The sequence below is a fragment of the Streptomyces sp. Y20 genome, assembly GCF_043195475.1.
Lineage (GTDB): Bacteria > Actinomycetota > Actinomycetes > Streptomycetales > Streptomycetaceae > Streptomyces.
In genome coordinates this window covers 506,500-521,429 of sequence record NZ_JBIDDP010000001.1, presented here as the reverse complement: position 1 = coordinate 521,429, position 14,930 = coordinate 506,500, and the positions used below count along the sequence as shown (strand labels likewise).

Sequence of the window (14,930 nt, the reverse complement as noted above, 5' to 3'; positions counted from 1 at the left end):
GTGCCCGGTCTTGCCGCACATTTATACCAATCGCCTTTTCGCGCGAACGGGCCCGCAGCGGGCCTGAAAATGCCCGATGATGCCTGAAGAGGTTATGCGAAATCCCAGGTCAGAGCGATGCCGCACGGTTCGTCCCAGGAGACTGGTGCCCATATGCACCGCCTCCGCTGCCCGGTTCGGGCGGACAGCGAACCGGGAACGCCCCACCACCGTGCACGCATGACCATCACTCAGAACGACGGGGCATGATCCTCACGGTTCGTGGACCACGCGGGCCGGATGGCCCGTCCGCAGTGCTGGTTGCCGGAATGTGTCGCCGACCGTGGCTGAATTCCGTCGGGGCCACGGCAAACATCACTCGGACGCCATCAGCGTATCGAGCTAATATCGGCGAATTTCCTTGTTCCGGGGGGCAAAGGGGCCCTTAGTGTTCCTGCCGGAACTGGACGGCTTTCTGTACGCGTCTACTTCCCTCGTCGCCCGGTGCCTTCCGAATCCGCGCGTCACCCCCCGACAAAGAGAGCCTCCCCGATGACTGTCGACTCCGGCTCGGAAGCGCCGCCCCGGCGATCCAGCTTGGGAACAGCGGCCGCCCGCAACCTCGCCACCACGACCAAGTCCGTCCCGCAGACGCAGGAGATCACCTCTCGCTGGCTGCCGCGCATGCTCCCCTGGGTGGAGATCGAGGGCGGTGTCTACCGGGTGAACCGGCGCCTGACCTACACCGTCGGGGACGGGAGGGTGGAGTTCGTCCAGAACGGAGCCGACGTTCGCGTGATCCCCCGGAAGCTGGGTGAACTGGCTCTCCTGCGCGGCTTCGACGACATCGAGGTGCTCACGGCGATCGCCGACCGGTGCGTCCAGCGTGACTTCCGGAGCGGCGAGACGCTGGTCGAGGGCGGCGCACGGGCGGATCGGCTCCACCTGATCGCCCACGGCCGCATCGGCCAGAGCGTTGCCGGCGGTTACGGCGACGAGGTCACCCTGGACGTACTCGCCGACGGCGACCGGTTCGGAGAGCACGCCCTGCTGGACGAGGACGCCCGGTGGGAACAGACCGCCACCGCGGAGACACCGGGCACACTGCTCACCCTGTCGCGCGCAGACTTCACGGCCGTACTGTCCCGGGCGCCCGGTCTCCGGGACCACGTCGAGGAGTTCACCTCCCGTTCCCGCAGGCGCCAGAACCATCGCGGCGAGGCGGAGATCGCCATGTCGGCGGGCCACGTCGGTGAGCAGGAGCTGCCCGGCGCCTTCGTCGACTACGAACCGAATCCGCGCGAGTACGAACTCTCCGTCGTCCAGACCGTCCTGCGGATCCATACGAGGGTTTCCGACCTCTACAACGGGCCGATGAACCAGACCGAACAGCAACTGCGGCTCACCATCGAGGCGTTGCGCGAGCGCCAGGAGCACGAGCTGATCAACAACCGGGAGTTCGGCCTGCTCCACAACGCCGACTTCAAGCAGCGGATCCAGCCGCACTCCGGCCCGCCGACCCCCGACGACATGGACACACTGCTCTGTCGCCGCCGCGGCTCCAAGTTCTACCTCGCCCATCCCCGGACGATCGCGGCGATCGGGCGGGAGTTCAGCTCGCGCGGGCTCTGTCCGGAACAGGTGGACCTGGGCGGCCAGCGGGTCCCGGCCTGGCGCGGGGTCCCGATCCTCCCGTGCGACAAGATCCCCGTCACACGGGAGAACACGAGCTCGATCCTCATCATGCGTACCGGCGAGGACAACCAGGGCGTCGTCGGCCTGCACCACACCGGCCTGCCGGACGAGTACGAACCAGGTCTGTCGGTCCGTTTCATGGGCATCAACGAGCAGGCCGTCGCGTCCTACCTCGTCAGTGCCTATTACTCCGCTGCCATCCTCGTGCCGGACGCGGTCGGCGTGCTGGAGAACGTGCAGATCGCCCGCCGGCCCGGGTAGCGCCCGGCCCGCACGGCGACGTGCGACGCCCCCGACCGCGCGGGCCCGTCGCGCCCGCTCGGAAGCCCCCGGACAGCCGTCCACCCCATCAAGGAGCCATGAATGCCCGCGCCTGAGCTGCCTCCCCCGCGGTCGAGCCTGCCGGAGTCCGCGTCCCGCTCCGACGCTCAGGTACTCGCCGACGCCGCGGCCCGCGCCCGCGACGTCGAAGCCGCCATCGGCTGCCCTCCCCGCGCACCTTCCCCGCCCCCCGCGACGCCCGAGCCGGCCCCGTCCGCCCCCGGCGCGCCGTCAGCCATGACGCCGGCGCCGGTCACCGCGCTGCAACGGCTCCTGGCAGGTCCCACCGGTCTGGGCACCGCGGGCCTGCGCATCTCCCTGCGGGAGGAGCTCCCGGCGCCGTCGGCGGACAGGGGGGAGGGCAAGGCGATCCCGGGCCTCTATCACCACCCGATCGCCGAGCCGGACCCGGTGCGGGTCGAAGAGGTCAGCCGACGGATCAAGTCCTGGGCCGCCGACGAGGTCGCCCTGTATCCCGAGGACTGGGAGGAGGAGTTCGACGGCTTCTCCGTCGGCCGCTACATGGTCGGATGCCATCCGGACGCACCCGGCGTCGACCACCTGATGCTCGCCACACGCCTCATGGTGGCCGAGAACGCGGTGGACGACTACTACTGCGAGGACCACGGGGGATCCCCCGTCGGCCTCGGCGAGCGGCTGCTGCTGGCGCACACCGCGCTCGACGCCCTGCACACCACGGCGGAGTACCGGCCGCAGTGGGCGGCGTCCCTCCACGCGGACGCGCCCCGGCGCGCCTACCGCTCCGCCATGGAGTACTTCGTCCGAGCGGCGAGCCCCTCCCAAGCGGACCGGCTGCGGCACGACTTGTCCCGGCTGCACCTGGGATACCTCGCCGAAGCGGCCTGGGCCCAGATGGACCACGTCCCCGAGGTCTGGGAGTACCTGGCGATGCGCCAGTTCAACAACTTCCGCCCCTGCCCCACCATCACCGACACCGTCGGCGGCTACGAGCTCCCGGCGGACCTGCACGCCCTGCCGGCCATGCAGAAGGTCATCGCCCTGGCGGGAAACGCGACGACCATCGTGAACGACCTGTACTCGTACACCAAGGAACTCGACGCGCCGGGCCGGCACCTGAACCTGCCCGTCGTGATCTCCGAACGTGAGGGGCTCTCCGACCGCGACGCCTACCTGAAGACGGTCGAGATCCACAACGAACTGATGCGTGACTTCGAGACCGCGGCCGCACGCCTGGCTGCCGACTGCCCCGTCCCGAGTGTGCTGCGCTTCCTCCGCGGGGTGGCCGCCTGGGTCGACGGCAACCACCACTGGCACCGGTCCAACACCTACCGCTACCGCCTGCCCGACTTCTGGTAAGAGAATGGACTCATCCGTGACCGACGCCGAACTCACCGGCACCGCCGCATCCGCCCCCGCCTCCACCCCACTGCGCATCCCCCGCCCGGCGAACCCCTACCAGGGAGACATCGCCCGTTACTGGGACGGCGAGGCGAGGCCCGTCAACCTGCGCCTCGGTGATGTCGACGGCCTCTACCACCACCACTACGGCATCGGTGAAGTCGACTCCGCCGCGCTCGGCGGCCCCGGGGACGCCGCGAGCGAGAAGAGGCTGATCGCCGAACTCCACCGACTGGAGTCGGCGCAGGCCGAGTTCCTGCTGAGCCACCTCGGCGACATCAAGCCGCGCGACACCCTGCTGGACGCCGGCTGCGGCCGCGGCGGCTCGATGGTGATGGCCCACCGGCGATTCGGGTGCGAGGTCGAAGGTGTCACGCTGTCGGCCAAGCAGGCCGACTTCGCCAACGGCCGGGCCCGCGAACTCGGCATGCAGGACCATGTCCGCGCCCGCGTCTGCAACATGCTCGCCACACCGTTCGGGACCGGCTCGGTGGCGGCCTCGTGGAACAACGAGTCGAGCATGTACGTCGACCTCCACGACCTGTTCGCCGAACACTCCCGCGTCCTGGAGGTCGGCGGTCGCTATGTGACCATCACCGGCTGCTGGAATCCGCGGTACGGCCAGCCGTCGAAATGGGTGTCGCAGATCAACGCGCACTTCGAGTGCAACATCCACTCGCGCCGGGAGTACTTCCGCGCCATGGCCGACAACCGCCTCGTGCCGCAGGCCGTCATCGACCTGACCCCCGACACCCTGCCCTACTGGGAACTGCGGGCCACCTCGACGCTGGTGACGGGCATCGAGGACGCCTTCATCAAGTCCTACAAGGACGGTTCGTTCCAGTACCTCCTCATCGCGGCCGACCGCGTCTGACCCCGTGCCGACGGGAGGGGCCCGCCGACGACACGGGCCCTTCCGATCCTGGCCGCGACCATGACGTCGCGCCAGCCACCGACTCGGGGCCGGGATCCCGACCCCGACGTGAGGGACGCCGTACGAGGACTGCCGCGCGGAATGCCGTTCGGTGACCGTCGCGCGGAATGCCGTACGAAGACTATCGCGCGCCATGCCCGGTGAGAGGGACCCCTTAACCGCCGTGGGGGCCCCTGGGGGCCGTAGGGGTGTCTTGGGTCATTGCCGGCTGCCTAGCCTCCGACAGCGGAGGGGAAGCGGACCGGAAACCGTCCGGAGGCGATCCGCGCGGCCCAGGCCCTCACTTCGATCTCGATCGGATGGCGCGCTGGTGAACAACGAAGAGCAACTGCTCGACTACCTCAGGCGGACGACCGCGGACCTGCGGGAGGCGCGGCGGCGGCTGCGCGAGAACGAGCAACGCGCACACGGCCCGGTCGCCGTCGTCGGCATCGGCTGCCGCTATCCGGGCGGCGTCACCACTCCCGAGGACCTGTGGGATCTCGTCGTGACGGGGACCGACGCGGTGACGGACTTCCCCGCCGACCGCGGCTGGGACGTGGACGCCCTGTACGACCCGGACCCGGCGCGGCCCGGCAGGACCTACGCCCGTACCGGCGGATTCCTGCACGACGCCGCCGACTTCGACTACGACTTCTTCGGCATCAGCCCCCGCGAGGCCCTCGCCATGGACCCGCAGCAGCGGCTGCTGCTGGAGACCTCGCACGAGGCCTTCGAGCGGGCCGGCATCGTCCCCGCCTCCCTGCGCGGCAGCCGCACCGGCGTGTTCGCCGGCGTGATGTACAACGACTACGCCACCCGTCTCGCCTCCGTACCCGACGACCTCGACGGCTACCTCGCCAACGGAAGCGCCGCCAGCATCGCCTCCGGACGCGTCGCCTACACCTTCGGGCTCGAAGGCCCGGTGGTCACCGTCGACACCGCCTGCTCGTCCTCCCTGGTCGCCCTGCACTGGGCCGTGCGGGCGCTCCAGGCGGGCGAGTGCTCGCTCGCCCTGGCCGGCGGTGTCACCGTGATGTCCACACCGGAGACGTTCATCGACTTCAGCCGGCAGCGCGGGCTCGCGCCGGACGGCCGGTGCAAGGCGTTCGCCGCCGCGGCCGACGGCACCGGCTGGGGCGAGGGCGCCGGCATGCTGCTGCTGGAACGGCTCGCCGACGCCCGGCGCAACGGCCACCCGGTGCTCGCCGTCGTCCGGGGCAGCGCCGTCAACTCCGACGGCGCCAGCAGCCGGCTGACCGCGCCCAACGGCCCGTCCCAGCAGCGGGTCGTCCGGCAGGCGCTGGCCGGTGCCGGGCTCACCCCCGCCGACGTCGACGTGGTCGAGGCGCACGGCACCGGCACCTCGCTCGGCGACCCGATCGAGGCGCAGGCCCTGCTCGCCACCTACGGCCAGGACCGCGCCGAGCCGCTGCTGCTCGGCTCGGTCAAGTCCAACCTCGGGCACACCCAGGCCGCCGCGGGCGTCGCGGGCGTCATCAAGATGGTGCTGGCCATGCGGCACGGCGAGGTCCCGCCCACCCTCCACGTCGACGCGCCCACCGATCAGGTGGACTGGAGCGCGGGAGCCGTCGAACTGGCCCTGGAGCGGCGCCCGTGGCCCGCCACCGGCCGGCCCCGCCGCGCCGCCGTCTCCTCCTTCGGTATCAGCGGCACCAACGCGCATGTCGTCCTGGAACAGGCGCCCGCCGACCCGGAGCCGGCCGAGAACGCCGAGAAGCCGGCCGGCGGGGAAGAGGGCGCGGAGCACTCGCCCGTAGGGGAGGGGGGCGGAGAGATCTCCCCCGGCCGGGAGGGCGGTCAGGTGCCCTGGATCGTCTCCGGCCGTACCCGCCAGGCCCTGGCCGCGCAGATCGCGCGACTGCGCGACCACCTCGACGCGCACCCCGGCGTCCGCCCCGCCGACCTCGGGCTGTCGCTCGCCACCACCCGCGCCCGCTTCGAGCACCGCGCCGTCGCGGTCGGCCGGGACACCGGCGATCTGCTCGCCGGGCTCGCCGCCGCTGCTCCGCTCACCCCCGCCGGCGGCAGGACCGCCTTCCTGTTCACCGGTCAGGGAGCCCAGCGGATCGGCATGGGCCGGGACCTGTACCGTGCCTTCCCGGTGTACGCGGAGGCCTTCGACGCGGTGTGCGCCCTCGCCGACCGGAGCCTGGAGCGGCCGCTCGCCGACGTCATCGACGCCGACGCCGGCCTCCTCAGCCGTACCGACTACGCGCAGATCGCCCTCTTCGCCATCGAAGTGGCCCTGTACCGGCTCCTGGAATCCTGGGGCGTCACCCCCGACTACCTGGCCGGCCACTCCGTCGGTGAGATCGCGGCCGCCCACGTCGCAGGGGTGCTGTCCCTGCCGGACGCCGTCCACCTCGTCCTCGCGCGCGGCACCCTGATGGCGGCCCTGCCCGCGGGCGGCGCCATGGCCGCCCTGCGCGCCACGGAGGACGAGGTCGCCCCCCACCTGGACGAGCGGGTCGGCCTCGCCGCCGTCAACGGCCCGCGCTCCGTGGTGGTCTCCGGTGCCGAGGACGCCGTCGCAGCCCTCGCCGCCCGCTTCGGCCAGGGCAAGCGGCTGAAGGTGTCGCATGCGTTCCACTCGCCGCTGATGGAGCCGATGCTCGCCGACTTCGCCGAGGCGGCCGCCCGGTGCTCCTTCGCCGAGCCGCGCATCCCGATCGTGTCCACGCTCACCGGCACCCTCGCCGACCCCGCGCGGCTGGCCACCCCCGGTCACTGGGTCGACCACGTGCGCCGGCCGGTCCGGTTCGCCGCCGCCATGAACGCCCTGCACGAGCTGGGCGTCCGCTCGTTCCTCGAAGTCGGCCCGGACGCGGCCCTGACCGCGCTGGCCGTGGACTGCGTGGCCGAGGACAGCGTGACCGTCGCCGGACTGCGCCGCGCGGGCGACGAGGAACGCGACCTGGTCACGGCCGTGGCCCGGCTGCACGCGGCCGGAACCGCGGTGGACTGGGCGGCGTTCTTCGCCCCCCACCACGCCCGGCGCACCCCCCTGCCCACCTACGCCTTCCAGCGGGAACGCCTCTGGCTGGAGGCCGGCGCCGGCGGCAGCGGCGACGCCGACGGCCTGGGACAGCACGCCACCGGCCATCCGCTGCTGACCGCCGCGACCGACCTGCCCGACACCGGCGGAGCGGTCCTCACCGGCCGGCTCTCCCTCGCCTCCCACCCGTGGCTCGCCGACCACGCCGTGCACGGGACCGTGCTGCTGCCCGGCACCGCCTTCGTGGAGATGGCACTCCAGGCCGCGGAGCGCACCGGCTGCGACACCGTCACCGAACTCACCCTGCACGCCCCGCTGGTCCTGCCCGAGCAGGGGGCGCTGGCGGTCCAGGCCGCCGTCGGCGGGGAACGGGACGGACAGCGGGAGCTGACCGTCTGGTCCCGCCGCGCCGACACCCCCGACGCCCCCTGGACCCGCAACGCGGCCGGCGTCCTCACCGCCGCGGCCGACGAAGGGGCCGCCCCGGCGGACCTGACCGACTGGCCGCCCCGGGACGCCGAACCCGTCGACCTGGACGGCCTCTACCCCCGACTGGCCCGCACCGGTTACGGCTACGGCGCGGTCTTCCAGGGTTTGCGTGCCATGTGGCGCCGCGGGGACGAGCTGTTCGCCGAGGCGGCCCTGCCCGACAGCGCCCGCGCCACCGCCGCCGCGTACGGCGTGCACCCGGCGCTGCTGGACGCCGTCCTGCATGTCAACCTGCTGGACCTGCCCGGCGGCCAGGCGGTGCTGCCGTTCGCCTGGGGCGGTGTCACCCTGCACACGGCGGGCACCGACACCCTGCGCCTGCACCTGTCGCCGTCCGGCCCCGAGGCCGTCGCCCTCACCCTGGCCGACGCCACCGGCACCGCCGTCGCGACCGTCCGCAGCCTCGTGGCCCGCCCCGTCTCCGCCGAGCAGCTCGCCGGGGACGGCGACGACCCGCTGTACCGGGTCGACCTGGTCCCGGCGCCCGTCCCGGCGACCGCCCGCACGCCCGCCCTGGCCGTGTGCGGCCTCGCGGGCACCGGCCGGGCACCCGGCGGAACGGACGGCACCGGTGTCGCGCCCACCGGCCTCGACGCGCCCCACCACCCCGGCCTGGCCGCCCTCACCGCCGCCGGCCCGGTGCCCGGCCTGGTGGTGCTGGCCGTCCCGGACACCCCCGACGCCGTACCCGACCTGCCCGCCCTGGTGCGCGAGCGGGTGCATGCCACGCTGGACGCGCTGCGCGCCTGGCCGGCCGGCGAGGAACACGACGACCGGCGGCTCGCGGTCCTGCTGCGCGCCGGCGACCTCGGCCACGCCCCCCTGTACGGGCTGGTCCGCGCGGCCCAGGCCGAGGACCCCGGCCGGTTCCTGCTGGTCGACAGCGACGGCAGCGCCGCCCCGGGCCCCGCCCTCGCAGCCGCGCTCGCCGCCGGCGAACCGGAGGTCGCGGTGCGGGACGGCGAGGTACGGCTGCCCCGGCTGGCCCGCGCCAAGCCCGGCGGTCCGCTCGCCTGGGACCCGGACGGCACCGTCCTGATCACCGGCGGCACCGGCGGCCTCGGCGCCGTGATCGCCCGCCACCTGGTCACCGAGCACGGCGTACGGCGCCTGCTGCTGGCCGGCCGGCGCGGCGCGGACGCCCCCGGAGCCGCCGAACTGGGCGACGCCCTGCGCGAGCTGGGCGCCGAAGTGATCACCGTCCGGTGCGACGCCGCCGACCGCGCCGGGCTGGCGGCGCTGTTCGCCGAGCACGACGTACGGGCCGTGGTGCACGCGGCCGGCGTCGTCGACAACGGTGTGCTGGCCACGCTCGGCGCGGACCAGGTCGACCGGGTGCTGCGGCCCAAGGTGGACGCCGCCTGGAACCTGCACGAACTGACCCGCGACAAGGACCTGTCGGCGTTCGTCCTGCTGTCCTCCACCGCCGGCCTGCTGGTCGGCGGGGGCCAGGCCAACTACGCCGCCGCCAACACCTTCCTCGACGGCCTCGCCGCCCACCGCCGCTCACTCGGCCTGCCCGGCGTCTCCCTCGCCTACGGCCTGTGGTCCGGCGCCGGCGGCATGAGCGCCGGCATCGACGCCGCCGACCTGGAACGGCTGCGCCGGCTCGGCCTGCCGCCCCTGACCCCCGCTCAGGGACTGCGCGCCTTCGACGCCGGCCTCGGTGGCGAGGATGCCGTCCTGGTGCCCGTACGCCTGGACGCCGCCGCGGTGCGCGCCCGGTCGGACGGCGTACCGGCGCTGCTGCGCGGACTGGTACGGCCCGCCCGGCCCGGTGCCCGGCCCGCCCCGGGTGCCCCCGACGGCTCCTGGCGCGACCGGCTGGCACCGCTGGCCGATCCCGAACGGGACCGCGCCCTGCTGGAACTGGTCCGCACCCACGTCGCCGCTGTCCTCGGGCACCCCTCGCCCGAGTCGGTCGACCCGGGGCGCGCGTTCCAGGAGATGGGCTTCGACTCGCTCGCCGCCGTCGAACTGCGCAACCTCCTGGCCGGCGCCACCGGCCTCACCCTGCCCGCCACGCTCGTCTTCGACCAGCCCACCCCCACCGCCCTCGCCGCCCACCTCAAGACCGCGCTCGTGCCCGGACCGGCCGACCGGGCCCGGACCGCGCTGGCGGAGCTCGACCGCCTCGAAGCCGCGCTGCTCACCCTGCCCGACGAAGGCGGCAGCCACGCCCGCGTCACCGCACGCCTCGAAGCGCTGCTGCGCAGCTGGCAGGACACCCACGGACGGCACACCGCGCCCGTGGCGCCGAAGGACCTCGGCGAAGCCAGCGACGACGAACTCTTCGCCAGGATCGACAACGAACTGGGAGCCCTGTGATGGAAGACTCGGCCACGGCCGGCAAGCTCCGCGACTACCTCAAGCGGGCCACGACCGAGCTGGAGCGCAGCCGCCGCCGCGTACGCGAGCTGGAGGAGCAGGACCGCGAGCCCGTCGCCATCATCGGCATGGGCTGCCGCTACCCGGGCGGGGTGCGCACCCCCGAGGACCTGTGGCGGATCATCGACGAGGGCACCGACGTCGTCACCGAGTTCCCCACCGACCGCGGCTGGGACGTCGAGGCCATCTACGACCCCGAGCCCGGCGCCCCCGGCAAGTCCTACGTCCGCCACGGCGGGTTCCTGCACGACGCCGCCGAGTGCGACCCCGCCTTCTTCGGTATCAGCCCCAAGGACGCCCCCGGCACCGACCCGCAGCAGCGGATGCTGCTGGAGGTCACCTGGGAGGCGTTCGAACGGGCCGGTATCGACCCCACCACGGTGAAGGGCACCCCGACCGGCGTCTTCGTCGGCCTGATGCACCACGACTACGTGGGCGGCACCATCTCCGGCAGCATCGTCTCCGGCCGCATCGCCTATACCCTCGGCCTGGAGGGTCCCGCGGTCACCATGGACACCGCCTGCTCCTCCTCCCTGGTGGCGCTGCACTCGGCGATCCAGTCGCTGCGCAAGGGGGAGTGCTCGCTGGCGCTGGCGGGCGGCGCCGCCGTCATGGCCAGCCCCGAGATGTTCATCGAGTTCAGCGAGCGCCGGGCGCTGTCCCCCGACGGCCGCTGCCACTCCTTCTCCGACGACGCGGCGGGCGCCGCCTGGGCCGAGGGCGCCGGCATGCTGCTGGTGGAACGGCTGTCCGACGCCCTGCGCAACGGGCACGAGGTGCTCGCCGTCGTCCGCGGCTCGGCCGTCAACCAGGACGGCGCCTCCAACGGCCTGACCGCGCCGAGCGGCCCGGCCCAGATCCGGGTCATCCGGCAGGCCCTCGCCGATGCCCGGCTCGCCCCGCACCACATCGACGCGGTCGAGGCGCACGGCACCGGCACCACTCTCGGCGACCCCATCGAGGCCCAGGCCGTCATCGCCGCCTACGGGCAGGACCGGCCCGAGGACCGGCCGGTGTGGCTCGGCTCCATCAAGTCCAACATGGGCCACCCGCAGGCCGCGGCCGGCGTCGGCGCCGTCATCAAGATGGTCATGGCCATGCGCCACGGCACCCTGCCCCGCACCCTGCACGCCGAGAAGCCCTCCACCGCCGTCGACTGGAGCGCCGGCCACGTCCGGCTGCTCACCGAGGCCCGCCCCTGGGACACCCCCGACGGACGCCCGCGCCGCGCCGGCGTGTCCTCCTTCGGCATCTCCGGTACCAACGCCCACACCATCCTGGAGGAGGCACCGCCCGCCGGGACGGCGCGGCCCGCCCCGGAGCGGGCCGCGCTGCCCGTCATCCCCTGGGTGCTGTCCGGCAAGGGCGCCGACGCCGTCCAGCGGCAGGCGGAGCGGCTGCTCGCGGTGGCCGGCGACCTCGACCCGTACGACGTCGGGTACTCGCTGGCCACCACCCGCACCGTGTTCACCCACCGGGCCGCCGTCACCGGCCGCGACCGGGACGAACTGCTGGCCGGGCTGCGCGCCGTCGCCGACGGCAGCCGGCCCGCCGTGGTGCCCCCCGAGCCCGGCCGCCTCGCCGTGCTGTTCTCCGGGCAGGGCTCCCAGCGGCCGGGCATGGGCCGCACCCTGCACGCCGCGTTCCCGGTGTTCGCCGCCGCCTTCGACGAGATCTGCGCCGCGTTCGACACCCATCTGGACCGGCCGCTGCGCGACATCATGTTCGAGGACGCCGACCCCGCAACCGCCCCCCTGAACCGGACCGGGTACACGCAGGCCGCCCTGTTCACCTTCGAGACCGCGCTGTACCGGCTGCTGGAGCACTGGGGAATCCGCCCGGACCTGCTCGCCGGGCACTCCATCGGCGAGGTCGTCGCCGCGCACGTCGCCGGCGTCCTGGACCTGAGGGACGCCGTCGCCCTGGTCGCCGCCCGCGGCCGGCTCATGCAGGAGCTGCCCGCGGGCGGCGCGATGGTGTCCCTGCTCGCCGGGGAGGCCGAGGTCGCCCCGCTGCTCACCGGCGGCGTCGACATCGCGGCCGTCAACGGTCCGCGCGCCGTGGTCGTATCCGGCGACGAGGAGGCCGTGCTCGCCGTCGCCGCGCGGGTGGAGAAGTCCACCCGGCTGAAGGTGTCGCACGCCTTCCACTCCCACCGCATGGACCCCATGCTCGACGCGTTCCGCGAGGTGCTGGCCGGCCTCACCTTCCACGAGCCCGCCCTGCCGGTCGTCTCCAACGTCACCGGCCGCATGGCCGGCGACCTCACCTCGCCCGACTACTGGGTGCGCCACGTCCGCGAGGCCGTCCGCTTCCACGACGGGGTCACCACCCTGGCCGCCGAGGGCGCCACCCGCCTGCTGGAGATAGGCCCGGACGCGGTACTCACCAACCTGGCCCAGGACACGGTGCCCGACGTCATCGGCACCCAGCGCCGCGACCGCGCCGAGGACGCCGCCCTCCTCGACGCGGTCTGCCGCCTGCACCTGACCGGCACCGGCCCCGACTGGCCGGTCGTGTTCGCCGGCGGCCGCAAGGTCGGCCTGCCCACCTACCCGTTCCGCCGCGACCGGCACTGGGAGGACGCCCCCATCCTCCAGGCCGAGCGCTCAGCGGCGGCCCGCGCGGGTGGTGACGCCGCCGACCCGTTCTGGGAACTGGTCCGGGACCAGGACGTGACCGCCGTCGCCGCCACCCTCGGCGTCACCGACGAGACGTCCGTCGCCGCCGTCGTACCGGCCCTGGCCGCCTGGCACGAGCAGCGGCAGGCCAACGCCGCCGCCGACGGCCGGCGGTACCGCGTCGCCTGGGAACCGCTCGCGCCCGCCGCCACCCCGGCGCGCGGCGGCCACTGGCTGGCCGTCGTCCCCGCCACCGACGATCCCTGGACGACCGCCGTCCTGACCGGGCTCACCGACCAGGGCCTCGCCGTGGACGTCCTCACGGTGCCGGACCCGGCCGGCCGCACGGAACTCACCGGACTGCTCGCCGGCCGGGACGGCCTCGACGGTGTCCTGTCCCTGCTGGCGCCCGCCACCGGACCGGCCGCCACCGCCACCCTCGTCCAGGCCCTCGGGGACGCCGGGATCACGGCCCCGCTGTGGTGCGTCACCCGTGACGCCGTCGCCCACGGCACGGCCGCCGCCGTCACCGGGTTCGCCCAGGCCCGGGTGTGGGGCCTCGGCCGGGTCGCCGCCCTGGAGCACCCCGAACGCTGGGGCGGCCTGGTCGACCTGCCCGCCGCGCCCGGTCCGCAGACCCTCGCCCGGCTGGCCGCCCTGCTCGGCGACGCGAGCGGTGAGGACCAGGTCGTGCTGCGCGAGTCCGGCGCCTACGGCCGGCGCCTGGAGCACGCCCCGGCCCGCGCCGGAACCCCCTGGAAGCCGTCCGGCACGGTGCTGGTCACCGGGGCCACCGGCGCCGTCGGCACGGCCGTCGCGCGGTGGCTCGCCGCCGAGGGCGCCGACCACCTGCTGCTGACCTCCCGGCGGGGCATGGACGCGCCCGGCGCCGCCGACCTCGTCCGCGAACTCACCGAGGCCGGCACCCGGGTGACCCTCGCCGCCTGCGACGTCGCCGACCGCCGGGCGCTGGCCGCGCTGCTGGACTCCGTACCGGCCGAACACCCCCTCACCGCCGTGCTGCACCTGGCCGGCGTCCTCGACGACGGCGTCCTGGACGCCCTCACCCCCGAGCGGTTCGCCGGCGTCCTCGCGCCCAAGGCCGACGCCGCCCGCCACCTGCACGAACTGACCGCGGACCGGGACCTGTCGGCGTTCGTGCTGTTCTCCTCCCTGACCGCCACCGTCGGCGGTGCGGGACAGGCCAACTACGCCGCCGCCAACGCCTACCTCGACGCCCTCGCCGAACACCGGCGCGGGGCCGGACTGCCGGCCACCTCGGTGGCCTGGGGGCCGTGGGGCGGCGACGGCATGGCCGCCCACGGCACCGTCCGCTCGGCCGCCCGGGCGATGGGCATGTCCCTCCTCGACCCCGACCGCGCGCTCACCGCGCTGCGCCGCGCCCTGGACGGCGGCGACACCACGGTCACCGTCGCCGACGTCGACTGGTCGGTGTTCGCGCCCGCCTTCACCGCCACCCGGCCCAGCCCCCTGCTGTCCACGCTGCCCGAGGCACGGACCGGCACCGGTGGCGCCGCCGCAGCGAGCGCGGCCGACGGGTTCGCCGAGAAGCTCGCCGGCCTCACCGGCGGCGAACGCGACCGCGCCCTCCAGGAGCTGGTGTGCGGTCAGGCCGCCGCGGTCCTCGGCTACGGCGGCGCCGACGCGGTCGAGCCGACCACCGCCTTCCGCGACCTCGGCTTCGACTCCCTCACCTCCGTCGACCTGCGCAACCGGATCAGCGGCGCCGCCGGGGTGCCGCTGCCGGCCACCCTCATCTTCGACTACGCCACCCCCGCCGCCCTCGCCAAGCACCTGGGCAGCGAACTCGCGGGCGCCGACACCTCCGTGGACTCGGTCCTCGCCGAACTCGACCGGGTCGCGGCCCGGCTCGGCGACCTCACCGCCGAGGACATCGAACAGGGAGGGATCACCACGCGCCTCCGGTCGCTGCTGGGCGACCTCGACAAGACCCTCGGCCAGGACGCCGCCGCCGTCGCCGGACGGCTGGAGGAGGCCTCCGCCGACGACGTCTTCGCCTTCATCGACAACGAGCTCCGCTAGGCGTGCGGCGTCCCTCCCACGACACCCCGGCCCCACCGCAGTCCCCGTCTTCGCACAGGAG

General features: G+C 74.2%; 5 protein-coding genes. All 5 read left to right on the top strand.

The features are described from left to right. The first annotated feature begins 531 nt into the window (after positions 1-531). The 5 genes from ACGFT1_RS02160 (at position 532) to ACGFT1_RS02140 (ending at position 14,869) form a co-directional block, all read left to right on the top strand. Positions 532-1,935 carry a family 2B encapsulin nanocompartment shell protein gene (locus ACGFT1_RS02160; RefSeq protein ID WP_373907101.1) on the top strand — a complete coding sequence of 468 codons (1,404 nt, stop codon included), beginning with the start codon at positions 532-534 and terminating at the stop codon, positions 1,933-1,935. A 102-nt stretch (positions 1,936-2,037) separates the two neighbouring features. Beyond that, positions 2,038-3,333 carry a family 2 encapsulin nanocompartment cargo protein terpene cyclase gene (locus ACGFT1_RS02155; protein ID WP_373907100.1) on the top strand — a complete coding sequence of 432 codons (1,296 nt, stop codon included), beginning with the start codon at positions 2,038-2,040 and terminating at the stop codon, positions 3,331-3,333. A gap of 16 nt (positions 3,334-3,349) precedes the next feature. After that, a complete protein-coding gene (locus ACGFT1_RS02150; protein WP_373907644.1) occupies positions 3,350-4,249 on the top strand; it encodes a geranyl diphosphate 2-C-methyltransferase in 900 nt (299 codons plus the stop codon). Between the two features lie 370 nt (positions 4,250-4,619). Then, a complete protein-coding gene (locus ACGFT1_RS02145; RefSeq protein WP_373907099.1) occupies positions 4,620-10,124 on the top strand; it encodes an SDR family NAD(P)-dependent oxidoreductase in 5,505 nt (1,834 codons plus the stop codon). Then, positions 10,121-14,869: a type I polyketide synthase gene (locus ACGFT1_RS02140; protein WP_373907098.1), complete on the top strand. Its 4,749-nt coding sequence runs from the start codon at positions 10,121-10,123 to the stop codon at positions 14,867-14,869. The genes ACGFT1_RS02145 and ACGFT1_RS02140 overlap by 4 nt, the downstream gene beginning before the upstream one ends. Positions 14,870-14,930: the final 61 nt, after the last annotated feature.

Bases quoted from the DNA above. Each gene is read 5' to 3' on its own strand.
- ACGFT1_RS02160 (WP_373907101.1), top strand. From the start codon at position 532: ATGACTGTCGACTCCGGCTCGGAAGCGCCGCCCCGGCGATCCAGCTTG.
- ACGFT1_RS02155 (WP_373907100.1), top strand. From the start codon at position 2,038: ATGCCCGCGCCTGAGCTGCCTCCCCCGCGGTCGAGCCTGCCGGAGTCC.